We start from the raw sequence: 22,214 nt of genomic DNA, 5'->3' as shown, positions 1-22,214 counted from the left end.
CACGATCTACTCCTTGCCGGTCACGAGGTGAGAGAAGCGCCCGTTCAGCGAGATGGCGAGGCTCCTGTCGACGAGCGAGTGGCCCTCGGGGGCGCTCCGCTCCCAGAGCACGAGCTCCGTCAGGATGCCGAGGTTCTCGGTCAGCGTGACGCCGACCGCGGGCTCGTGGATCCACTCGCTCACCGCCTGGTCTGCGTAGCGGCCGTAGCTGAAGTTGTAGCGCGCGGTGAAGCGGCCGTAGGTGTACTCTGTGCCGGCGAGGACATAGTAATTGTGAGCCGAGGCGCGCCCAGGGACGGCAGGCGCGGTGTCCGTCGCGGGCTTTCCCGCGTACGGGAAGTCGGTCACCGTCTGGCCTCTCTGGTAGAGAAGCTCCCCCCAGAGCCCCCATTTCCCGATCGTCAGCGTCGTGTCCAGGGCGCCACGGAGCACGTCCCTCGGGCCGGACGGCAGGTCCGCTTGCAGGTACTCGGCGGAGACGCCGGCCTTGAGGGAGGCCGCGCCGTCGAGCTGCACGAAGGGCTCGCTCCGGAGGATGGCCTGATACCGGCGGCGCGCGCCCGGGATCGAGACTGTGTCGCGGTCCTGGGAGGAGAGGTTGGTCCGCCCGTCGACAGGGAAGAACTGCGCTGTATACCGGACCCCAGCCTTGTCATCTGCGCCGTATCTCCCTTCCAGGGAGAGCCCGTGCTCGGGGGCGAGCTTGAGGCCGTCGAACATCTGAATGTTGCCGTAAAAGGAGTTGTCCCAGAAGAGGCCGAGCTGGTTGTAGATCTTCCCGATCTTCAGCGTCAGCGGCGTTTCACCCGTCCCCAGGTCGGCCCAGGCGTACGCCTCCTCGATCCACGTAGGCCCCTCGAAGAACGGGGCGGCCTTCGTGTCGCGGAGGCGGGGGTGGACGTAGACGCCGAACCTGCCATACGTCGCCTTGATGCGGAGAGCGATGAAGGCTAGCTGGAGGTTGGGCTTGTAGCCGCTCAGGAACGGCTGATAGTACCATACGATAGCTCCCCCGCCGATGCGCAGGGCCAGCGCCGACTCTCCCTCCGCCGTCGCCGCCGCCGCGGGGGATACGGCGCTGTTCGCCGGCGGAGGTCGTGCCGTCGCCTGTGCGACAGGCGCGCGAGGGGCCGCTTCGCCCGGCGGTGGCGCCGTGCTCGAGGGCGCGGCGGCCGTCGGGCTCGGCCCCGCGGGCTCTGCCGCTGCAGGACGGGCGGCGCTCAGCAGCGCTGCGGCGATGCCTAGCGAATGGAGCCGGCGGCGCTCGGACAAGGAGCGATGGATCATGGAGAAGGAACCTTTGCGTAGCCGTCTCCGCCGCTCGAAGGGCGCTGGGCTGCTGTCGGAGGGGCTCGGAGATCGTTCATGCACGCCAGACGCAGCGCATTGCGTCCGTGATAAGAGACGTGTGTCCGTTATAACAGACGCGAGCCCTGTGTACAATCAACTTCTTCGGCGTGGCTTCGCTACCACCCCCGGCTCGGCACGCCGGCGCCCCGCGCAGCGGCCTTCATGCGCTCACTCGGAGAGCACGACTGCCCGGAAGACCTGCTCCGGACCGGCTGCTCGGCGCCGTGGGCGTGTCACCAGCGGCATCCAGCCGGCGGTCGCGCAGACGAGGGTCGCGCTCGGAGTCGATCTGAAAGGGATCCCGACGCTCGCGAGCCTGCGCGACGCGCTGGAGCATTGCAGGACACGGATCGGCGAGTACGAGGCCTCGCCGTCGTGACCCGGCTACCGCGGCGGCATGTCTCCGGGACGATCCCGAAGGCGAGCACGAGCCTCGTTCGAGGAGGGAGCTACAAGGGTGTCAGTCAGGGAACCAGAGCAGCTTCTCGGAGGAGGGTTTGTAACAGCTGTCCCTCGCTGCCTCCTCGTCGTCCGAGCAGCTGGATGACGAGAGGCAGTCCGCGATGGCGTGCAGCGCGCCTGCGTTGTACGTGGTCGTGAGCACCACCCGCTGGGCCGTCTCCAGCCTGTCGACGGCCGTCTTGCAGTCGGCCGCCGACACCTTCTCGCAGCGCTCCGCCCGCTGGCACCGCGCCGCGATCACCTCCGCGCTGCCCGGCCCCTCCGCGCCCATCTCCACCGTGACCTCGTCGTTGCACTCGGTGATGAGCTGGCTGTTGTCGGGGGCATCTTCACCAGCCGCCTCGTGCCGCGCCGTGAAGCACCTGGTCATCCCGCGCAGGTAGGCCGCCGATGCCGTCGGGTATGCGCCTTTGCACGCCCCGAGGTGCTCCCATGCGTCACCCGAGCCGTTCAGCTTGGCGAGAGCCTGGCACCACGCTGCCTGGGCGGTCGTGACATCGGAGCTATCGGGGTAGCTGGCCCCGCCGCCACCGCAGGCGAGCAGCGTAGCGATCCCGAGGGCAGGGATCGCGGGAAGGGTCGGAGGTCGGAAGGCGCTCATCCCCGGATGTTTGCCAGGACTGCGCGCAGACCGTCAAGGTTTGTGATGCGCTGGGAGCTCCGCCATCACCGGCCCGGCCAGAGGTAGCAGACGCAACGCGATGGGCGCCTGCGGCCAACGATGGCATGGCTCGACGGAGGATCGAGACCTACGAAGCTTATCCTGGCGACGCCGCCGCGAGGAATGAACAAGAAGCAATCGTCCGCATCGCCAGGAAGGAGGAGCGCGAGCTCTGGCGTTTCGGAGAGAAATCTGCGGCAGCAGCGCCAGAGGGAGGGCGCGCCGCGGCGACGACCGTGAGGTGAGGGGACCTTGGTCCTCACCCGGCGGTGCCGGGCGCGACGAAGTGAAGTGGATGTTCGCGCGGGTCTGGAAACTTCTGTCCGATGCGGCAACCCGACGACGGGCTAACCTTCAAGCGGTTCGCCTCGCTTGACCAACGTGCGCAGACCCGGGCATGCTCCAGCCATGAAGGTTCCCACTTCGCCCCGTTGGTCGCTGGAGACCCTCGCCGCTTGCCTGGCCGCCGCGGCCTTCACGGGCTGTGCCGGCTCCGGGGAGGCGAAGGACGAAAGCGGGAGCGGCGGATCGATCGCAGGATCCACCGGCGGGAGCGGAAGCGGTGGTCAACCGGGCGCCGGGGGCGCGGGCGCTACCGCCGCTACCGGAGGCGTCACGGGGAGCGGCGGCGCGAGCAGCAGCGGTGGGCTCCCTGGTGCGGGCGGAGCGACGGGTGGAGGTGGCTCCACCGGCGACGGCGGCGCGTCCACGGGCGGCTCCGCGGACACCTGCCCGCCAGCGACACCCCTGACCGGAGGCATGGAGTATTGCTCGAACAGCCGAGGCAATGCGGGCAACGGTTACGGTTATGAGCTTTGGGCGGAAGGAAGCGGGTCGGGCTGCATGACCGTGCACGGCGTCGACGCCACGTTCAGCGCGACATGGAACGGCGTCGAGGACTTCCTGGCGCGCGTCGGGCTCGACTTCAACCAAACCCAGAAGCACGCCCAGATCGGCACCTTCTCGGCGGAGTTCGCGCATACCAAGACGGAGGAGGACGGTGGCTTTACGTACATCGGCATGTACGGCTGGACCGTCAACCCGCTGCGCGAGTTCTACATCCTCGACGACTGGGGGAGCGAGAAGCCGGGAGGTTTCTCCTCCGACGGGACGCCGCGGGACGAGGTGGGCACGCTCATCGCCGATGGCGAGACCTACGACGTGTGGAAGAAGACCCGCGTGAACAAGCCGGCCATCACGGGTCCAAGTGAGACGTTCGATCAGTATTTCAGCATCCGGCGGACGGCTCGCACGTGCGGCACCATCTCCGTCTCCGAGCACTTCACCAAATGGGAAGAGCTCGGCCTTTCCCTGGGGAATCTGCACGAGGTCAAGCTGCTGGTCGAAGCCCAGTCCAACAGCGGGACAGTCAAGTTCACGACGGCGAAGGTCGTCGTGGAGTGAGCGAGGGCGTTCAAGCCCCTGGGCAGCGGCTCGATGGCAGGGTTCTTCACTCCGGCAGGGCTCTTCACTCCAGCACGATGTTCACGCTCTTCCTGCCCTCGTATCCGTCGCCGCGCAGAGTCACCGTGAGCTCCAGCTTCTGACCTTCGAGGGTCTCGCGGTCCCATGCGAAAGGGTGGTAGAACGCGCCGTCCGAGACCAGGAAAGAGCCGGCCTTGATGAACTGGACGTTGAACTGCGCGGAGGCGAGCCCGTCGGGATCGTCGGCGAGCGGGCCCTCCAGCTCGTTCGCGAGGCGCACGACATGGCACGTCTCCTCCGCGTCGCCGGGCAGAGCCTCCACCCGGACCCAGGGCGTGATCATCATCGAGCCCTGATTGCCGAGGATCAGCTTCACGCTGGTGCCGTCGGCGTAGGGCACGAACGTCCCGGACGACGCGTCGCCGATGTCGACAGCGCGTGTCTCGGTGGAGCCCTCGCCGAGCTGCGCGGGACAATCGCTGGCTTCCGCGGGGATCGACGGCTCACTGTCGACAGGGCCACACCCGGAGAGGGACGCGAGGAAAGAGAAGGCGGTCAGTAGCAGGCAGGATCGCATCGCGCGCGCAGAGCTCCGAAGAAAGCCGGGACGAGCCAGGCAGGAGACACGCCGGCTCGCAGAGGCGCGAGGGCGAGGGGGTACTGTAGCACGCGGCCTCCCGAGCTCCCGAGCAACCTCGGCGAGCAAAGCGCGTCCGGCGAGCAAACGTATTCGTCGAGCAGCGCGCGTCCGGCGAGCAACGCGTGTCCGCCGGCGCGCGACACCGGTCCTCCGAGGAGCCTTCGTGTGCCATCGCTCGCTGCCTCAGTGACAGGCCTGCCAGGGCAGCAGGGGCCAAGGCAGACGCCGGCCGCGACGCGATGGCGCGCCGCTCCGACGCGCGCGGCGAGTGGCACGCGCGCTGCTATAGGCCCGCTGCGATGCTGAACTCGTCACGGCGAAACGCCGGCGGCCTCGCGGATGCTCTGACGTTGGTGTCACGGTCACGGCGACCGGCCTCGTCGCGATTCGCGGTCCTCCGCGACCCCCTCTTCCTTGGCGCCCTGGCGCTCCTGGTGGTGAACGACCACCTCCTGAAAGGCGCCGGGCTCTTGCCAGGCGCCCTCACTGGCAAGCTCAGCGACCTCGCCGGCCTCGTGGTCGCCCCCGTCCTCGCAGCGGCGCTCGTGAACGCGCGCACGCCGCGCGGGCGAGCGCTGGCGTTCGCGGCGGTGGTCGCGCCGTTCGCGGCGATCAAGCTCTCGGCCGCTGCCGCGCAGCTCCTCGTGGGGCTCGTGGGCCTCGCGGGGATCGAGTGGCGCATCTGGCAAGATCCGACGGACCTGGCCGCGCTCGTGGTCCTCGTCCCGGCATGGCGCCTCTCGGCGCGCGCTGCTTCCAGCCGGGAGCTCTCGGCCCGGAGCGCCGAGGAAGGCTCGCGCACAGCCTGGGTGCTCGAGCGCACGATCCTGGGGGCGTCCGCCGTCGCCTGCGTCGCGACCGGCACCCCACGCAGCAGCTATATCACGGACGCCTATCTCATCAATGTCACGCCCGGGACCGTGGACGTTCGCGTGCGCTGGGTGGACGCGTCGCTCGATTGCGCTGCCGTCACCTCCGGCGATCCGACACGCATGTTCGGGCCGAGCGCGTTCAACCTCGGGATCACGTATCGGCTGGACCCGCAGGACACGCTCCCGCTCAACCGGGTCGTGGCCCGCCGCGCCGCAGGCGTCTTCGACGAGGCGGCGCCGACCTCGGAAGGGCCTTGCGAGGTGGTGCTGCTGGAGACGGATGGAATGCGGCCTGTGATGGTATGGTGGTCCAGCCTGCAGAGCGTCGAGATCCCGCAGAACGTGAACGGCAACAGCGATTTCTGGGACGACACGGGGACGGTGGCGGGGCGCGTCGCGCTGGAGCCGCACACGGTGGTGGTGCCCGGACAGGTGAAGAAGGGCGCGCTGCTGACGAACGTCGAGCCCTCGGTGTGCGCCGGCGCGCCGCAATCGTCCTTCCAGTGGGCCGGCCCCTCGCCCAACCTGGTGGCGGTCGGCGAGATCGCGGACATCTATGCTCTGTCGGACGGCTGCATCGAATTGACCATGAGCTATCCGGCGATCGACCATGGCGGTGGCCCGGGCGGCGCAGGCGGCATGGGCACAGGCGGCATGGGCGCAGGCGGCGCGGGTGCTGGCGGAGCCGACGTCGACGGCGCAGGCGGCGCGGCTGCTGGCGGCACGGGCGGCACGGGCGGCACCGGCGGCACGGGCGGCGAAGGTGGAATGGGCACCGGCGGCGAGGGCGGCGGCGAGCCGGAGCCGAGCGCCCCCTCTCAGACTCACTATCTGTGCATCCCGATCGAAGACTTCCCGTTCTCGGCGGGCGAGAAGGTGCAATGGATCGACAAGGTCGATCACCTCGAGGTCTCGGCCATCGGATCGGCGAAGCGGCTCGAGGTCTATCGCGACGTCTTCGACCTCCAGCTCGTGGGCCTCACCGCCTCGGTCGAGGCGACCGGGTGCGAGGGCGACCGGCTGGGCTGCGGCGCCTTCGTCACCGACGCGGTGGTCGCGGTGCAGAACGGCGGCGCGAAGACCCTGCTGAGCCCTGGAGACGTCCTCGAAGGGCCGGATTTCCGCGTGCGCGTGGGCCGCGCCGAGCGCGTGCTCGCCGGACGTGACGCGTGCGACGAGGGCTACCAGGCGCCCAGCACGTCCGCGGACCTGTTGATCGCTTACGAATGAGGAGAAGCCACATGGTGTCGAAGATGAAGCTGGTCTCACTCGGTCTTTGCGCCGCCGCCGTCGGTTGCTCCACCCAGAGCAGCGGCGGCGAGGGCAGCGACGTCCCCGAAGGCTCGGTCAACGTGGCCCAGGGCGGGGCGCAGGACATCTCGCAGTTCCGCGCGATCGTGAAGGCGGGGAAGGTGCCCACGCTCGACACGCTGGATCCGGTCGGGTTCTTCGCCGAGCACGCGATCGACCTGCCCGACGCCGACTGCGGCAAGGACGTCTGCATTCACCCGTTCCTCGCCGTGGCGCCGCGCTTCAACGGGGGCAACTGGACGATGGCCTTCGTCGCGATGAACACCGGGGTCGACCCTTCGAAGCTGGAGAGGCCGCCGGTCCACCTGGCGATCGCCGTCGAGAGCAGCAGCTTCGCCGACATCGACGAGGGCGCGCTGGACGTGGGAATGGAAGGGCTGCTCGCCAGCCTCCGTCCCGAGGACCGCGTCAGCGTCATCCGCTATGGCGAGAAGGCCGAGCGCCGCGCCTTCCTCGCAGCGCCGGAGTCGGCGGAGCTCACGAGCCTCATCGTCGACGAGAACCTCGGCGACGGCGCCGGCGAGCTCGTCGGCCTCTACGAGGGGATCGCCGCCGCCGAGAGGGCGTTCGAGGAGGGCGACGCGGCGGGCTTCGAGGGCGCGCACCGCGTGCTCTTGCTCACGAGCGGGCACGCGACCAGCGGTATCACGGACCCCGACCACATCCTCGGTCTGGGCGAGGCGCTGGTGGAGAACGGCACGGCGTTCGGCGTGATCGGCGTGGGCGAGCGCTTCCTCGTGAAGATGCCGGCGGCGCTGGGCTCGATGGGCGCGGGCACGTACGCCTACGCGCTGAGCCCGGGCGACCTCGGCGGCCTGCTCTCGGAGGAGGGGAAGACCACGCTCTTCCCGCTGGCAACGGACTTCAGCCTGGAGGTGACCCCGTCCGCCGGCTACAAGGTGGGGCGCATCTACGGGACGAAGCGGGCGACCGCCGACTCCGCGGGGGCGAACCTGGAGATGCCGGCGCTGTTCATCGGCCAGCGCGACGGCGCGACCGACGTGGGCGGCAGCCGCCGGGGCGGCGGTGGTGGTCTGTTCGTCGAGCTCCTCGCCGACTCGTCCCTCGGCGACGACATCGGGCCGGACAAGGCGGCCTTCCAGGTGACGGCGGACTGGGCCTCGGCGAAGGACGGAGCCGCGCAGAAGGTCGACACCACGCTGCTCAACTCGCTGCCTCCCGGGCAGAACCCCGACTCGATGTGGTGGAACATCTCCGACGGCGGCTCGGGCAAGCCGTACATGATGCTGAACATGTACCTGGCGCTGCGCGGCGCGCTCGACTTCTACCAGGCGGGCGACTGCCAGCGCTCGCTCGGGGTCATCGAGATGATGAAGCCGTCGGTCGGGGCGTGGCTCGGGGAGTACTCGGACACTGACATCCAGGATGACAACAACCTCATGTTGATGTTGCGACAGAACATCGAGGATGCCTGTCGTGAATCGCAGTCGTCCACGGAGCCCATACCCCCCGGCGACTTCGACGGCGGCTGCGGTTGGTTGTGACCACCACCGTCACGCCAGAGCTCAGCTGTGCTCGAGCGGAAGCCCCGCTTTCACCCAGCCGGAGCGTTCCCCTTACAGCGGCCGACGTGCCGCCATTGGGCACCAACGTCGGCCGCTCCTACGAGGGATCGATGGTGAAGCTCGATGCCTTTTCGTCGAAGCCGTGGAGATCGAGGTTCGCGTCGGTCGTGAGGACGAGCGACTCGGTCGAGTACCGGAAGAAATCGCTGTAGAGCGTCAGCTGGAGGCCGGCGGGGACGCGGACGGAGCTGATCCTTTTGTCCCAGGGCCCGCCGATGAGGTAATTGCCGCCGACGCCGTAGGTGAGCGAGTCGCCCGAGAAGTCGGCGTGCTCGTAGAGGGTCACCACGTCCTCCTGCGGGTCCGAGGCGCGCGAGACGACGAGGCTCGAGATGACGTCGCTGAAGCCCGCAGCCACGAGGTCCGTGTCCGAGGTGAAGATACGTGCCTCGCCCTCGAAGTTGTGGTGCATGAAGACCGTGACCCGGAGCCCGGCGGGGACCTCGATCGCGCTCGCGCGGTCGTTGCCGATGATCGGCATGTCCGGGAGGTTGTGGCGGCCGATCCCGAAGCCCTCCGAGACGCCGGAGAAGTCCGAGAGATCGTGGAGCACGACCTCGTCGTCAGGGTGGACGGTGGGGCCAGCGGCGATCGTCGCGTCGATCCACGCGCGGTAGCGCGCGACGTCGATGCCGAGGAGCGACGCGTGCAGGTTCGTGCCGTCCTGGCCGCTCGAGGCCGAGTACACGGCGACCTGACGCCCGTCGACGAACCACGGGCCGCCGGAGTCGCCGCTCCAGCCCGAGCCCGTCACGCCGGTCGCCAGGAGCTCGTCGTCGGCGCGCCGGCCATCGATGTGGACGCTCGCCTTCTTGAGCGACGGCGACATCACCAGCGGCGTGCCCTCGCTCCCCCAGCCGTAGGTCGTCGCGTCCCTCCCGTCCACGGCCTGCCCCGCGGGGGCGAGCTGGACGACCGCGCCGCCGGCGTCCTCGGCCAGGTGGAGCAGCGCTATATCGACCTCGGCCGAGGGCACCTCGACGCCGTCGACCGCGATGCGCCGGCCCTCGCGGTACGTGTTGCTGCCGATGCGCACCGCCGACGTCTCGCCCTCGTCCGCGATGCAGTGCTGCGCGGTGAGCACCCAGCGCGGCGCGACGAGCGTGCCGGTGCACTGGTAGAAGTCGCCCGTGCTCCCGCGCACGTCGAAGACCTGGACGGCCCAGGGGCTCGCCTCGGCGATCTCGCCGCCGATGATCTCGGAGGACTGCGACGCGAGCGGCTCGATCGGCTCGTCCGACGCGTCGGCGCCCGAGCAGGACGCGGAGAGACCGAGCGCGACGCCGGCGCAGGCCAGGAGAGCAACCTTAGTGCCAAGTTCTTTCTTGTTCATTGTATCTCCGCTCATTATCTTGTCTGGAGGATCGTTCGCGCCGAGGGAGCCCGCCTCGGCCAGGCGGCTGTGCACCGGTGAGCGCCGAGCGGCGCGCTCCACTCGTGCCAGGCGGGGACGGCCTCTGTCTCCCGAGGGCCCTGGCCGCTGCGCATGCGCGCGATCTGCGGCCTCGGGAGACCGGCATCGTCGGTGGCGGCTCGCGCGCACGGGCGCGGATCACCACGATGTAGGGGCGCCGCCCCGGCGCCGGCCCGCTCCAGGAACACGGCGGGAGTATTCGACGATGCCCGGGGCGGCGCCAGACGGCTTCCTGGAACGGCCGCGTTCGAGGAATGGAACATCGGGCGCCGTGCCCGCGCTCGTCGAATCGGAGAGGCTGTCGGTCACCGCGCCCATTCTGCCGCCCGGGGTCACGATCTCCGGACGCCGGTTCGAATCTTGACGGTGAAGTTCACCGAATTCCTGCGGGTTGCCAGGAGCATCTACATGACATGCCAAGCAGGCCCAGTGGCCTGGCACGCAGGCCCAGTGGCCTGGCACGCAGGCCCAGTGGCCTGGCACGCAGGCCCAGTGGCCTGGCACGCAGGCACAGCGCCCTGAGACGCAGGCCCAGTGCCCTGGGACGCAGGCACAGTGGCCTGGCACGCAGGCACAGTGCCAGGCCACTGTGCCTGCAAATCTGCAAGCTCACTCAAACGGACGGCGTCGCGGTCCTGGACGGCGTGCGATGGAGGTGCTCGCCTTTGCTGCATTCACGGCGTCTCCGCGCCACGAGAGCCCAGCTCGGCGCCGCTGCAGGTGCATGAACGTGAGGGATCGGAGCTGGCATGCTCGCTGCACCAGGGAAGCTGCCTCGCGAGTTCACCGCTGGCCGGGCAGCATCTCGGCTTCGAACGGTAGCAAGGCACAAGAGTGCGCCGGCAATGCCGGGGGCTGTCCACTCGATGACCGGCAAGGCGTGCACGCTGAACGTGAGAGCTTGCACGGCCGAGCGCAGCGAGCTCAGCAGACCAGAGCCAGGACGGAGCCCGCTCCAGGCGAGGGGCACGCCATCTGCCGAGCTCGGCGCTCGATTCCATCTCCGGTGTCCGAACAAATAGAGAAATGCAATGAAGACCAATTCCATCGTGACCGCTTCGAACCTCCGTCACCTCGTCTGCGTCAGTTCCGCGTTGCTCCTGGGTGCGCTCTCTCTCGGGTGCGTCGCCGCCCCGGGGGGCGATGCCGAGGCGGAGGAGATGGTGGGCGACGCCGCAGACGCGTTGACCGGATTCGTTTTCTTTTCCTTGTCGAACAATCTTGGTACGAATAGTGTGGACATGGGGCTGACATCCGATGGCACCTGCGTCCTCAGCGGCGTCGCAGGGAATCTCAGCAGGGGTTTCCAATGGTATTTGCACGACAAAGAGTCGAGGGCCGTCGTGAGGAGAACCGGAGGGACCAACTCACTCATCGTGGACGAAGGCGCCGTCGACGGCGGTCCCCCGCCGTGGGGGCTCGACAACCCTGTTGCCGCTCGTGCCACGTGCTTCCCCACCACCACGAACGTGCAGACCGCGCACTGGGAGGCCAACGTTAACCACTCCAACGGCATGGCAGATCCCGTCAAGATCGCCAATCTGGATCCCAACCACCGCCGGCAATGCTTCCTCAGCGGCCTCACCGGCGTTGAGGGCGCGTGGGACCACAGCTGGAACTGGGCCCGCGTGCTCGAGTATACAACGACTGACATCAATCACCCGACGACTGGATGGTATGTCGAAGGCTACCTCCTCTCGAGTGACGTTGACGGATCGACGCCGGGCATCGACGCTACGTGCGTCGACTTCCCGGTAGGAACAGTATTCAACTCGTACGATTTGGACTCCGATCCCGGGGAGACGAAGACCGAGCCCATCACCTCGGGCACGGGTACCAAGGCGTGCGGGCTCACCATCATCAACGGCCCGTTCAACTACAACAACTATACCGATGGTGTGCTGATCAACGAGCCCACCGGGTCTGGTGCGCAGTGGACGATGACCGCCAAGAACGGCGCGGCGGGCAGAGCTTTGTGCGCGAAGTGATCTTCGAGGGGTGAACGCCCCTCCGGCCCGAGCCCGCCGCGCGATCGCGATCGCGATCGCGCCGGGCAGCGCCGGGCGCGATCGCGATCGAGCATCCGGGCTGAATCGCGGCCGTAAGTCCCCGAATTTGCGTCAGATCTCGCCGGCACACGGGGTGCAACGGGCGGCGCTCGGAGAGGAGCCCGATGCCGATGATGACCCGAAATACCTCCGACACGTCCGTCACGTTCTCGCTCGCGGAGCTCGCGAAGATCGAGGAGGCGCGCGTGCGGGAAGAGCACCTCCAGCGCGCGAGGGCGCGCGAGCAGGAAGCCCGCGAGCAGCGCGAGGCGGAGGCGCGCCGGCGCGCAGCGGAGGCGGCGCGGGCCGCCGCCGAGGCCGAGGCGCGGGCGCGGCGCGAGCAGGAGCAGGCCGAAGCGGAGGCGCGCGCGGAAGCGCGGGCGCGGGCGGCGCTCGAGGTAGCGCGCATCGAGGCCGAGGCGAAGGCGCGCCTCGAGGCCGACAACGCGGCGCGCGCGCACGAGCTGGCCGTCGTCCGCGCGCGCGCCGAGGGCCGACGCCGCAGCCTGGTGCACGCGCTCGCCGCGGCGCTCGGCCTCGCGCTGTGCGGCGGCGCAGCGGCCGCGTACGGGGTCGCGCAGCACGTGGCGAGCCTCCAGCAGGAAGCCCGGCGGCTCCGCGACGCGCAGGCGGCGCTGGCAGAGGAGCGCGAGAGCGCGAGGGCGGCCGTGCTCGCGGCCCTCGACCGGCGCCACGCGGCGCTGCGCGGCCGGCCCCTCGCCGACGACGCCGAGGCGGCGCGCGCGACCGCCGAGGCGGCGCGGAAGGCCCTCGATCCGCGGGCGCTGGACCACGACCGGCTGCGGGCGTTCGGGGACGCGCTCGACGCGCTGGAGGCGCGGCTCGACGCGCGCGAGCGGATCGCGGCGCTCGATCGGCGCCACGCCGACCTCGCCGCCTGGGCCGCCGAGCGCCGGACCGACGCCACGGCGACGGCCCGGGTCGCCGCGGCGCGCGCGAGGGCGGCGGGCGCCGACGAGGGCGCGCTCCGCGCCTACGAGAGCGCGCTGGACCGCCTGCGGGAGGCGCTCGCCCGGCCCGCGGCGCCGGGCCCGCAGCCGCAGGTCCGGCCCGCGCGGCCCGAGTGCACGAACCCGGGCGACCCGATGTGCGGGCTCGACGGGCGGCCTCTCTGAGGCGCTGACGCTGCGCTCCTCTCCGGGCGAACGAAGGCGCCGCCGCCCCCGGCGCGGCGCTTCCACGCTCCGGAGGCGCATGGCACCCTGCGAGGAGAATGGCCAAGGACGTGCCGAGCACCAGCGAGCACCGGAGCCCGGTGCGGCCCGAGGCCGGGCGGCGGCGGCCGGCGCTCGTGTGCGCCTTCCCGCGGCCCATGGCGTTCGCGCTGCCCGACTCCGGGGCCGTCATCGGCCGCGCGTGGCTCGCCGAGCGCGGCCTCGCCGACGCGGAGGTCTCGGGCAGGCACCTGCGGATCGATCGCGCCGGCGGCGCGCTGCGCGTCGCGGACGTCGGGTCGCGCAACGGCACGTGGGTGAACGGATCGAGGCTCGCGCCGCGCGACCTCACGCCGCTCGACGACGGCGCGGTGCTGAGGCTCGGGCGCATCCTCTTCGTCTTCCGCGAGGAGCTCCACGGCCCGCTCGATCCGGCGCCGCCCGTGGGCGGGCTCGTCGGCCCGTACGGCCTGCGCGCCGTCGCGCAGCCGCTCGCGGGCCTGCCGCGGAGCCGCCCCGGCAACGTGCTCATCGAGGGAGACACCGGCGTGGGCAAGGAGCTCGTCGCGCGCGCCGCGGCGGCGGCGCTCGGGCGCGCGGCGCCGTTCGCGGCGGTGAACGTGGCCGGCGTCGCCCGCGGCGTCTTCGAGTCGCAGATGTTCGGTCACGTGGCGGGCGCGTTCTCGGACGCGCGCAGCGCCGCGCCCGGGATCGTCGTGGCCCACGACGGCGGGACGCTGTTCCTCGACGAGATCGGCGATCTCGACCTCGATCTCCAGGCGAAGCTCCTGCGGCTCCTGGAGAACCGCGAGGTGCTGCCGGTCGGGGCGCAGCGGCCGGTCCACGTGAACGTGCTGGTCGTCGCCGCGACCCACCGGGACCTCGAGGAGATGGTGGCGCGCGGGGCGTTCCGGCGCGACCTGTTCGCGCGGCTCGCGATGGCGCGCATCCACGTGCCGGCGCTCCGCGAGCGGCGCGAGGACCTCTTCAGCGTGGCGTGCGAGCTCGCGCGGCGCGCGGGCGTCGCGCTCCCGGCCGAGGCGGTCGAGGTCGAGGCCATGGAGCGGCTGCTGCTCGATCCGTGGCCCAGCAACGTGCGCGGGCTCGACGCGGCCCTCGCGGCGGTGCGCCGCCTCGATCAAGAGCCCGGGCTGCGGCTGTGGGCGCTCGAGGAGGTGCTGGGGAAGGCGCCGGACGACCAGAAGGCCGCGCTCACGCAGGAGCGCGTCGAGGCCGCCCTCGCGGCCGCCGGGGGCAACGTGACGTCGGCCGCGGAGCGGCTCGGCGTCTCGCGCGGCAAGCTGCTGCGGTTCCTCAAGCGCACGCAGCAAGAGGCGTGATGGCGCCTACCGGGTGCTGGCGCAGCGGAAGCCGATGCTCCAGCCGCGCGCCGTGGGAGCGCTCGGGCGGCGGTGGGCGGAGCGCACATACTGGCTCTCGACCGTGTCCCACCCGCCGCCGCGGAGCACGCGGCGGGAGTCGTCGCACTCGTCCCTCCCGTAGGGGCAATAGTGGCTCTCGGTCCACTCCCAGACGTTGCCGGCCAGGTCCAGGGCGCCGACTGGCGATCTCCCTGCCGGCGATCGTCCGACGGGGGCGGTCGCCGGGGCCGCGTCGCCGTCGTTGTACATGCGGGGCCACGGCCCCTTGCCCACCTTTTCGAGCCGCTCGGTCAGCATCCCGCTGCACTCCGGCCCGCAGGCGTTGAGGCGCTCGCCCGAGGGAGGCGAGTGGCCCCAGGGGTAGGTCCATGCGTCCTTGCCGCGCGCCGCGAGCTCCCACTCCGCCTCGGTGGGCAGCCGCTTGCCGGCGGCGGCACAATACGCCTTCGCCTGGTACCAATCGACGCAGTTGATGGGGTGGTCCAGCGCCTCTGGGCCGTTGCAGAACTGGCTCCAGAAGGAGCGGCCGCTCGGCGTGAGCCCCTCCGACTCGACGGTCTGCCGCGGGCGCTCGCAGGACGCGCAGTCCGAGTAGGCCTTCACCGTGACCTCGGTGGTGTCGAGGCAGAACGACCCCACGATCACGCCGTGCCGCGGCGTCTCGTCGCTGGGCGTCTCCGCGTCCACGTCGGAGCCCATCTGGAACTCGGCGCCTTCGATGAGCACCATGCCGCCGGGGCAGCCGCCCGATCGGGCCGGCGGCGCGCGCAGGGAGAGGTACACCCCCGCGCCCGCCGCGCACGCGGCGGCGGCGAGCGGCACGGCGCGCCGGAGGCGCCTGGCGCGCGCGCCCGAGGGGCCCCGCGCCGCGGGCCGCTCCGCGGCGAGCGGGTGGAGCACGGTGTGGCCGGCCGCGGAGTCATGGAGAGAGCCCGCCGTCGCAGGGGCGCCCGCGAGCGCGCCCGAGGTCGCGAGCGCGCCTGAGGCCACAGGCTCTCTCGCGAGCTCGCCCGGGCCGTGGGGGGCGCCCCGGAGATCGACCGGCGCGGCCACGGTCGTGGCGAACGCGGCAGGGTGATGGCGGCCAGGGGGCGCGTCGATCTCCACGATCTCCACGCTCCTGGCCTCCAGGCCCAGGAGCGCCTCGACCATCTCGCGCGCCGACTGGAATCTGCAGCTCGGATCGACGGAGAGCGCCTTGGCGAACCAGTCGTCGATCGAGGCCGGCAGGTCCTGCCGCTGCTCGGTGACGGGGCGGAACTTCCCCTTCAGGACCGCCGCGCCCACGGCGACGAACGAGCTGCCCTGGAACGGCTGCGCGCCGGTCAGCGTCTCGTAGAGGATGACGCCGAGCGACCAGAGATCCGAGCGGAGATCGACGTCCTTGCTCCCCTCGAGCTGCTCGGGGCTCATGTAGGGGGCCGATCCGATCACCATCCCGGTCTCGGTGAGCGCGGGGCTCGCCGCCGGCACCGCCGCGTCGCCCGCCAGCTTCGCGACGCCGAAGTCGAGCACCTTGACGAAGAGCGGGTATTCTTTGCTCCCCTCCGTGATGAAGACGTTGTGGGGCTTGATGTCGCGGTGCACGATGCCGCGCTCGTGGGCGCTCTCGAGCGCGCTCCCCACCTGCTGCACGAGCGACCTCGCGGTGGCGAAGCTGAGGCGGCCGCCGCGCTCGAGGAGCTCGGCGAGCGAGAACCCGCGCAGGAGCTCCATCACGAGGTACGGCACGGCCCCGTCGACGGCGCCGTAATCCATGACCTGCACCACGTGGGGGTGCGCGATCCGCGCCGTGGCCCTCGCCTCCCGGTGGAAGCGCGCGACGAGGGCAGGGTTGCCGGCCACCCGCTCGGGCCGGATGAACTTCACCGCGACGTCGGTGTCGAGGGCGAGGTGCCGCGCCGCCCACACGACCCCCATCCCGCCCTGCCCGAGAGGCCTCAGGAGGTGCAGCTTGTCCGCGATGACGGCGTCGGGTCGGAGCTCCACGAGGACCGGGCGATGGTACCACCGGCGCGCCAGCGGCTGCACCGCGGCCGGCGGAGCCTGCCGTCACGCGGGAGCTCGACGGCTCATCGATGCGAGCGGAGCGACCCCTGGATGGGTGCCCATGCCGTCAGATCTCGATCGGCCAGCCGAGGTGGCGCTCGTACATCCGGCTCCGGTGCTCGAGGAGCGCCCGCGGCACCGCGTCGCCCACCTCCTCGCGCGCGGTCCCGAAGGCCTGGCGGAGCAGAGGCTGGAGGCGGGGGCAGTCGCTCTCCGGGATCGGGCAGAGCGGGGTCAGGAAGGTGGCGGCGTAGACGTCGAGCGCGTTCGGGCGATCGCCGTCGAGGTAGTCGCGGCCTCCGTCGAGGCGGGCGGCGAGGGCGGCGAGCGTGGTGGTGATGCGGGCGCGCACGCGGTCGAGGTCGATCGCGGGGGAGTAGCCGTAGCGGGCCGCGAGGTGGCGCGCGATGGGCAGCGGAAAGCCGCGCTTGCCCTCGCTCGTCACCGAGGCGTGGATCATGAAGAGGCGCGCGTTCCAGCCGAGGCCCTCCTCGCCTGCGATCTCGTGGAGCAGGCCGACGGTGCGGACGCGGTGATCGAGGTCGTCGGGGAGCAGGGCGCCCGGCGGGCCGAGGCGGGCGGCGAGGGTCGTGATGGCGGCCCAGTGGACGCGCGGGGGCTCGTCGTCGTGGAAGACGACAGGCACGTTGTCAGCGCGGACCCACGCCGCGAGCTCCGCGTCGTCCCGCGAGAACCGCACCACGCGCACCGGCACGCCCTGGAGCCGGAACAGCCCCTTCGCGGCCTCCGACCAGGGGCTCGGAACCATCCCCGTGGCGACCAAGCGGACGCCGCGGGCCGCCTTCGCTGTCGCGACGTCGACGAACTCGATAGGATTCATGCGCCCGATGCTGCCCCGAGGCGGCCTCGCCTTTCAAGCGGCACCGGCCGACCCCGCGTCGATCGCCGCCGCGAGCCCGCCGCCGCGAGCCCCCGCTGCGTGTCGTCCCACCGCCGCGGATCCGTGGCCCGCGCCTGCAGCTCGCCGCGGAGCGCCCCGTCGACGAGCACATGGTGGTTCATTCGAGATTTCGGCAGCCTGGCGCACTTCAACTCTATGCCACGAACCGCCAGGTTACATCGCCGCTCTCGTCCCGTGTTCCAAGATCTCGCACTCCAAGGAGCGGCAGCGTCTTGGTCCAGAATCGGATCCTACAGCAAGTATCACGGCTTCGGCCGGGTGAACGCCGAGGCCGCGGTCACCATGGCCATCACGGGCTGAGCCCGCCCCGGATCCGGCGCTTCTTCAGTTCCTGTTGTCGGATGTCACGGTGATGACCACGTTCCCCTTCTTGCGTCCCGTTTCGACGTACCGGTGGGCCTCGACGATCTGTTCCAGCGGATAACTCCTGTCGATGACCGGCCTCAGCTTCCCCGTCTCGATGAGCTCTTTGAGGAAGGTCAGCCCCTCGGTCTTCTCGACCGACATCGCGGTCGCGGCCTTCCTGCCACCCGTCAGCCATGTCCATCCCATCTGAAGGAGGAAACGCGGCGAAACGACGGTTGTCAGGTAGAGCCCTCTCGGCCTCAGCGCGCTCTTGCAGTCCGAGAACGAGCACCTGCCCACGGTGTCGAAGATGACGTCGTACGTCTCGCCGCTTCTGGCGAAATCTTCCTTGGTGTAATCGATGACCTTGTCGGCTCCCAGGGATCTCACCAGCTCCACGTTCGTGGTGCTGCATACGCCGATGACTTCCGCCCCGAAGTGCTTCGCGATCTGCACCGCAAAGGTGCCGATGCTGCCCGAGGCGCCATGGATGAGGACCCGTTGTCCTCTCTGGATGTTCGCCTTGTCCCGGAGAAAGAACAGCGCGGTCGATGCCCCGTCAACCACGGCGGCGGCTTCCTCGTAGGTCATGTTGGCCGGCTTTGCCACCAGCGACCCCGCTTCGGGCATGCGAACGTACTCGGCGTTGGCGCCGAGCCCGAAGCCGGTGAATCCATAGACCTGATCGCCTTGTCTGAATCGCTTCACTTCCTTTCCTGCTGATTCGATCTCCCCGGAGAAATCGAGCCCCAGTACTTTTCTTTTCGGCTTCGTGAGGCCGAGGATGACCCTGCCCCACGCTGGTTTGCCCCTCCGCATCTCGGTTTCCGTGGCAGTCACCGTCGTGGCGTGTACTTTTACCAGAACCTCATTGTCCCCGGGGACGGGTTTTTCTACTTCCTTGAGCTCAAGAACGTCCGGCGATCCGTACTCTGTGTGCACAACCGCTCTCACGTGATCCCTCCGAGGTCAGCTGTTGATGCGACGAGCGCGCGCGTTCCAGGGCGCTGCGGTCCGCCCACCGGCGCGCCAGCGAGACGATGCGGCGCGCCTCGGTGAGGTCGATTCCGCTCGACCCGGCGAGCTTGCTGCTCGTCGGTTGACCAGGGGCCGGGGAGCCGGTTGCAAGAGCACAGTGGCGACGCCTCCAGGACGTTGTACGACGGGGCCAGCAAGTTTCCCCCCCGGCCTGCTCCGGGATGCTGGCGTTGCGCCTGCTTGCCAGGATCCCCGAGCAGGCCGGGGAGGCGCGCAGCCCGGACGCGGCCTCACGGCCTCACGGGAGACAATCGCGTCGCTCCGGAGCCTGGTGCCACCTGGTCCCGGCGCGCTCACGCCCTCTGAAACCCCGGCGGAGCTCACGGATCGTACCGGTTCGCCACCGCAAATTCGTCGCTGGGCGACGAGGTACTATAGCGGCCATATCCGCTGCTCCAGCTCGGAGAGCGACGAGACCTGGGACTCCCAGCCGTCGAGCCTGAGCTGGTACCTGAGGTTGCTGTACCGGTGCAAGAGCGCGAGGGCCATGAGCCTGCGGCTCAGCGCCGGGCTCGGCTCGGTGAGGTCGTATCCATACGAGCCCAGGAGGGCGCGCTGGAGCTCCGCGCTGCCGGCGGCGAGGAAGAGGCAAGGGCCCAGCAGGTCGTACTCGCGCGGCCCGAGGCACGCGTCCGCGAAGTCGATCATGCCGGTGACACGCCACCCCTCGTCCGTCCGCGTGCCGAGGAGGTTCTCCGGCGTGTACTCCCCGGTCAAGAGGACCGGGACCACGGACCTCGGGAGCAGAGGGCGGGCAGACTCCAGGTAGGACGGGATCTGGGACACCAGGTGCTCGGGCAAGCCCATGCGCCGGTGCCGGCCCTCGCACCCGGCGATCTGGCGCTCCACGAAGGCGTCCCAGCCGAGGTCGATGCCCTCCAGCCCGCCGGTGGGCAGCGCGTGGGCAGCCCTCATGATCTCGCCGATGCGGGCGAGCGCCTCGGCCCGCTCCGCGCCGACCATCGCGGGCCACGCCTCTTCCAGGGTGCTTCCCGAGAGGCGCGACATCACGAGATAGGGCCACCCGTCGAGCTCCGCTTGCCAGAGGAGCTCCGGCGTGGCCGCGGGGATGTTCCCGTGGAAGCGCGCGAGCGAGAGGCGCTCGGCCTCGAACTGGTGCCGCAGGAAGGGCGGATACAGCTTGATGATCTGACCGGCGTCGTTCGCGACAACGACGTTGGTCCCGCGCGCGAACGCGGAGAGCCCGCCCGTGGAGAGGCCGTGGCGCGCGCACACAGCGAGGATCGCCGGGCGAAAGGCCTGGAGATCGGCGCGGATCCGGTCGAACGCGCGGGGGCCGTCGAACGGCGGGAAGAGGGGTTGGTCGCCCGCGGGCGCGCTCGGATCGGTCGGCATGAGGCGGCGAGCAACCTAACCCGAGCGCGTGAGGGCCGCCATCGCGGAAGCGGCCCGCGCGGCCCCGGCGAGCACGGACGTAGCCGGTGGCTTCCCGGCGCGGGCCTCCGCGAGCCGCGCGCCGGCCTCCGCGAGCCGCGCGCCGGCCGCGGCGGCGATCTCGATCTCGCGCGTCGCGCGAAAGATGAAGAATGGACACCTGGCGGAGCCCGGGCGGCTGGAACATCCTTCGCGGGAAACGTCGTTCCCCGACACCACCTCGTTCTCCTGGAGAGGAGCGTTCCACCATGCAGATGCCCGACCCCCCGGAAACCCACAAGGAGTTCATCCGCCGCTTCCCCAAGCTCGGCGAGGCCTGGGCGCTCCTCGGCGAGGCCGGCGCGGAGGGCCCCCTGCCCGACAAGACGGTCCGCCTCCTGAAGCTCGCGTTCGCGTGCGGCGCGATGAGCGAAGGCGCCGTCCACTCGAGCGTGCGCAAGGCCCTCGCCATGGGGATATCGCCCGAGGAGATCGAGCAGGTCGTCGCGATCTCGGCCGCGGCGCTCGGCCTGCCCGGCACGGTCGCCGTCTACTCCTGGGTGCGCGATGTCCTCGATGTCCTCGAGGAGCCCGGCGGGTGAGGCGCGGCGCATGAGGACCACCGCGAGCCGGGGCCGGACGCGCGCCGTCGTGGGGGCGCTCGGGGTCGGCGCCCTCGTCCTGAGCTGCCTCGGCCCGACGGCGGGCCAGGTCGATCTGCCGGGCTTCGACACCCCCGTGGAGAAGGCGCTCTCCTTCCCGGCGGGAAAGAAGCTGGAGTTCCCGGTGCACGCCGACAGCTACGAGCACAGCGGCCCAAACCATGTGCGCGTCGAGGTGACCCTGCTCCGCGGCGGCGCGCCGGTCGGCGCGATGGCGTGCGACGGGTTCGAGCTGGAGGGCGACGCCGGGTGCGGCTCGAGCGCCACCCACCTGAACGGCAGCTGCGCGATGGAGGTCCCCGCCGGCGGGAGCGACGCCATCCGGGTGGTGGCGAGGCTCGCGGACAAGGGCAGCTCGGCGAAGCTCGAGGGGCTCAGCGTCTATATCCGGGATTGATGCGACCGGCCCGGTCCGGCCTCGGCGCCTCGCGGTGAGCGGGCGCCCGCCCGCCGCGCCGGAGCCGCTAGCCCCGCTCCGCCGCCCGCCGCCGCTTCAGCTCCTGCCCGACCGACACGGCCAGCGCGCGGAACCAGGCGTGGCCTGGGTCCTGCCGCATCCGCTCGTGCCACGCGAGCGACAGCGTGAACCCCTTCAGCTTGAACGGGAGCTCCATCGCGCGCAGCGGCAGGTGGCGCTGCGCCCTCGCGGCGATCCGCTCGGGCAGCGTCACCATCAGGTCCGAGCTCGCCACGATCTCCGGCGCGGCGATGAAGCTCGCCACCCGGACCGCCACGCGGCGCCGCAGGCCCATCCCGGCGAGCACGTCGTCGATGATGCTCCCCGGCCTGCCCCCGGGCGAGACGAGCACCTGCGGTATCGCGGCGAACTGCTCCGCCGTCAGCTTGCGCGAGGCCGCCGGGTGCCCCTCGCGGACGAGGCACACGAAGCGCTCCGGGAACAGCGGTGTCCAGACGATGGCGGGCCTCGTCGGCATCTGCGCCAGCAACGCGAAATCGAGCTCCCCCGCCTCGAGCGCACCGAACGTATCCAGCAAGGACCCCCGGGCGTCGACGTCGACGGCCGGCGCCTCGCGGGTCAGCCGCTCGACCAGCGGCGGCAGGAGGAGCGCCTCACCGAAGTCCGCGGAGCTCATCGTGAAGGTGCGCGCGGCCGTGGCCGGGTCGAACCGGGGCGCGTCGCCGAGGACGGCGGCGATCTCGGCGAGGACGCGCCCGAGCGCCGGGGCGAGCCGCTCGGCGCGGGGCGTGAGGCGCATCCCGCGGCCGGTGCGCACGAGCAGCGGGTCGCCGAGCACGTCCCGAAGCCGCGCGAGCGACCGGCTCATGGCCGACTGGGTGAGGCCGATCCGCGCGGCGGCGCGGGTCACGTGCGCCTCGCGGAGGAGCGCGTCCAGGGCGACGAGCAGGTTGAGGTCGATCCGGGAAAGATGCGCCGCAGTCATGATGCGTATCGCAATCATGCATTGGATGACTGACCGGACAAAGCGCAAAACATCCTCACATCGAGCGCGCGGCGAGGCCCGCAGGGGGAGAGGCC

Annotated in this window: 17 protein-coding genes; 8 read left to right on the top strand and 9 right to left on the bottom strand. The window is 70.8% G+C overall.

The annotated features are described in order from the left end of the window. Positions 1-6: 6 nt before the first annotated feature. Both WME89_RS41340 and WME89_RS41335 read right to left on the bottom strand, forming a co-directional pair. A complete protein-coding gene (locus tag WME89_RS41340) occupies positions 7-1,287 on the bottom strand; it encodes a hypothetical protein (RefSeq protein ID WP_438005086.1) in 1,281 nt (426 codons plus the stop codon). Between the two features lie 523 nt (positions 1,288-1,810). Next, positions 1,811-2,413, bottom strand: a complete 603-nt coding sequence (locus WME89_RS41335) for a hypothetical protein (protein ID WP_438005085.1) — start codon at positions 2,411-2,413, stop codon at positions 1,811-1,813. A gap of 468 nt (positions 2,414-2,881) precedes the next feature. Here WME89_RS41335 and WME89_RS41330 point away from each other — a divergent pair, with 468 nt between their 5' ends. After that, on the top strand, positions 2,882-3,877 hold the full coding sequence (locus tag WME89_RS41330; RefSeq protein ID WP_438005084.1) for a glycoside hydrolase family 11 protein: 996 nt from the start codon (positions 2,882-2,884) through the stop codon (positions 3,875-3,877). Positions 3,878-3,941: 64 nt separating this feature from the next. Here WME89_RS41330 and WME89_RS41325 read toward each other — a convergent pair whose 3' ends face one another. Then, entirely contained in the window at positions 3,942-4,475 is a 534-nt protein-coding gene (locus WME89_RS41325; protein ID WP_438005083.1) for a hypothetical protein, read from the bottom strand. Positions 4,476-4,888: 413 nt separating this feature from the next. Here WME89_RS41325 and WME89_RS41320 point away from each other — a divergent pair, with 413 nt between their 5' ends. Next, the gene (locus WME89_RS41320; protein ID WP_438005082.1) at positions 4,889-6,640 is read left to right on the top strand and encodes a hypothetical protein; all 1,752 of its coding nucleotides are present in this window, start codon (positions 4,889-4,891) and stop codon (positions 6,638-6,640) included. A 23-nt stretch (positions 6,641-6,663) separates the two neighbouring features. Next, a complete protein-coding gene (locus WME89_RS41315) occupies positions 6,664-8,226 on the top strand; it encodes a hypothetical protein (RefSeq protein WP_438005081.1) in 1,563 nt (520 codons plus the stop codon). Positions 8,227-8,344: 118 nt separating this feature from the next. Here the strand turns inward: WME89_RS41315 and WME89_RS41310 are convergent, their stop codons facing one another. Further along, a complete protein-coding gene (locus WME89_RS41310) occupies positions 8,345-9,640 on the bottom strand; it encodes a trypsin-like serine protease (RefSeq protein WP_438005080.1) in 1,296 nt (431 codons plus the stop codon). Between the two features lie 1,112 nt (positions 9,641-10,752). Here WME89_RS41310 and WME89_RS41305 point away from each other — a divergent pair. From WME89_RS41305 to WME89_RS41295, 3 genes are all read left to right on the top strand, one after another. Next, positions 10,753-11,709, top strand: coding sequence for a hypothetical protein (locus WME89_RS41305; RefSeq protein WP_438005079.1), 957 nt, complete (start codon positions 10,753-10,755; stop codon positions 11,707-11,709). 191 nt (positions 11,710-11,900) lie between these two features. After that, positions 11,901-12,905 carry a hypothetical protein gene (locus WME89_RS41300; protein WP_438005078.1) on the top strand — a complete coding sequence of 335 codons (1,005 nt, stop codon included), beginning with the start codon at positions 11,901-11,903 and terminating at the stop codon, positions 12,903-12,905. Between the two features lie 110 nt (positions 12,906-13,015). Further along, positions 13,016-14,284, top strand: coding sequence for a sigma 54-interacting transcriptional regulator (locus WME89_RS41295; protein WP_438005077.1), 1,269 nt, complete (start codon positions 13,016-13,018; stop codon positions 14,282-14,284). A gap of 6 nt (positions 14,285-14,290) precedes the next feature. Here the strand turns inward: WME89_RS41295 and WME89_RS41290 are convergent, their stop codons facing one another. The 4 genes from WME89_RS41290 to WME89_RS41275 all read right to left on the bottom strand — a co-directional run bounded on the left by WME89_RS41290 (position 14,291) and on the right by WME89_RS41275 (position 20,036). After that, positions 14,291-16,315 carry a bifunctional serine/threonine-protein kinase/formylglycine-generating enzyme family protein gene (locus tag WME89_RS41290; protein ID WP_438005076.1) on the bottom strand — a complete coding sequence of 675 codons (2,025 nt, stop codon included), beginning with the start codon at positions 16,313-16,315 and terminating at the stop codon, positions 14,291-14,293. Positions 16,316-16,442: 127 nt separating this feature from the next. Next, complete coding sequence (locus WME89_RS41285) at positions 16,443-17,216, bottom strand: glutathione S-transferase family protein (protein ID WP_438005075.1); 774 nt, start codon at positions 17,214-17,216, stop codon at positions 16,443-16,445. Positions 17,217-17,621: 405 nt separating this feature from the next. Further along, positions 17,622-18,596: an NAD(P)-dependent alcohol dehydrogenase gene (locus WME89_RS41280; RefSeq protein WP_438005074.1), complete on the bottom strand. Its 975-nt coding sequence runs from the start codon at positions 18,594-18,596 to the stop codon at positions 17,622-17,624. A gap of 456 nt (positions 18,597-19,052) precedes the next feature. After that, positions 19,053-20,036 (bottom strand): phosphotransferase family protein, encoded by a 984-nt coding sequence (locus WME89_RS41275; protein ID WP_438005073.1) that lies wholly within the window; start codon positions 20,034-20,036, stop codon positions 19,053-19,055. Positions 20,037-20,323: 287 nt separating this feature from the next. Between WME89_RS41275 and WME89_RS41270 the strand changes: the two genes are divergently transcribed. After that, positions 20,324-20,656: a carboxymuconolactone decarboxylase family protein gene (locus WME89_RS41270; protein ID WP_437659132.1), complete on the top strand. Its 333-nt coding sequence runs from the start codon at positions 20,324-20,326 to the stop codon at positions 20,654-20,656. A 10-nt stretch (positions 20,657-20,666) separates the two neighbouring features. Next, positions 20,667-21,113, top strand: a complete 447-nt coding sequence (locus WME89_RS41265; protein WP_438005072.1) for a hypothetical protein — start codon at positions 20,667-20,669, stop codon at positions 21,111-21,113. A 67-nt stretch (positions 21,114-21,180) separates the two neighbouring features. Here the strand turns inward: WME89_RS41265 and WME89_RS41260 are convergent, their stop codons facing one another. Continuing rightward, positions 21,181-22,119, bottom strand: a complete 939-nt coding sequence (locus tag WME89_RS41260) for a LysR family transcriptional regulator (RefSeq protein WP_438005071.1) — start codon at positions 22,117-22,119, stop codon at positions 21,181-21,183. Positions 22,120-22,214 lie beyond the last annotated feature (95 nt).

It is taken from the genome of Sorangium sp. So ce321 (genome assembly GCF_051530195.1).
Lineage (GTDB): Bacteria > Myxococcota_A > Polyangia > Polyangiales > Polyangiaceae > Sorangium.
The sequence above is the reverse complement of the archived record's forward strand: the minus strand, read 5'-3'. Positions and strand labels throughout refer to the sequence as shown.

Excerpts from the sequence above, each read along its gene's own strand:
- WME89_RS41340 (WP_438005086.1), bottom strand. The coding sequence starts at position 1,287 with ATGATCCATCGCTCCTTGTCCGAGCGCCGCCGGCTCCATTCGCTAGGC.
- WME89_RS41335 (WP_438005085.1), bottom strand. The coding sequence starts at position 2,413 with ATGAGCGCCTTCCGACCTCCGACCCTTCCCGCGATCCCTGCCCTCGGG.
- WME89_RS41330 (WP_438005084.1), top strand. The coding sequence starts at position 2,882 with ATGAAGGTTCCCACTTCGCCCCGTTGGTCGCTGGAGACCCTCGCCGCT.
- WME89_RS41325 (WP_438005083.1), bottom strand. The coding sequence starts at position 4,475 with ATGCGATCCTGCCTGCTACTGACCGCCTTCTCTTTCCTCGCGTCCCTC.
- WME89_RS41315 (WP_438005081.1), top strand. The coding sequence starts at position 6,664 with ATGAAGCTGGTCTCACTCGGTCTTTGCGCCGCCGCCGTCGGTTGCTCC.
- WME89_RS41310 (WP_438005080.1), bottom strand. The coding sequence starts at position 9,640 with ATGAACAAGAAAGAACTTGGCACTAAGGTTGCTCTCCTGGCCTGCGCC.
- WME89_RS41305 (WP_438005079.1), top strand. The coding sequence starts at position 10,753 with ATGAAGACCAATTCCATCGTGACCGCTTCGAACCTCCGTCACCTCGTC.
- WME89_RS41300 (WP_438005078.1), top strand. The coding sequence starts at position 11,901 with ATGATGACCCGAAATACCTCCGACACGTCCGTCACGTTCTCGCTCGCG.
- WME89_RS41285 (WP_438005075.1), bottom strand. The coding sequence starts at position 17,216 with ATGAATCCTATCGAGTTCGTCGACGTCGCGACAGCGAAGGCGGCCCGC.
- WME89_RS41275 (WP_438005073.1), bottom strand. The coding sequence starts at position 20,036 with ATGCCGACCGATCCGAGCGCGCCCGCGGGCGACCAACCCCTCTTCCCG.
- WME89_RS41270 (WP_437659132.1), top strand. The coding sequence starts at position 20,324 with ATGCAGATGCCCGACCCCCCGGAAACCCACAAGGAGTTCATCCGCCGC.
- WME89_RS41265 (WP_438005072.1), top strand. The coding sequence starts at position 20,667 with ATGAGGACCACCGCGAGCCGGGGCCGGACGCGCGCCGTCGTGGGGGCG.
- WME89_RS41260 (WP_438005071.1), bottom strand. The coding sequence starts at position 22,119 with ATGACTGCGGCGCATCTTTCCCGGATCGACCTCAACCTGCTCGTCGCC.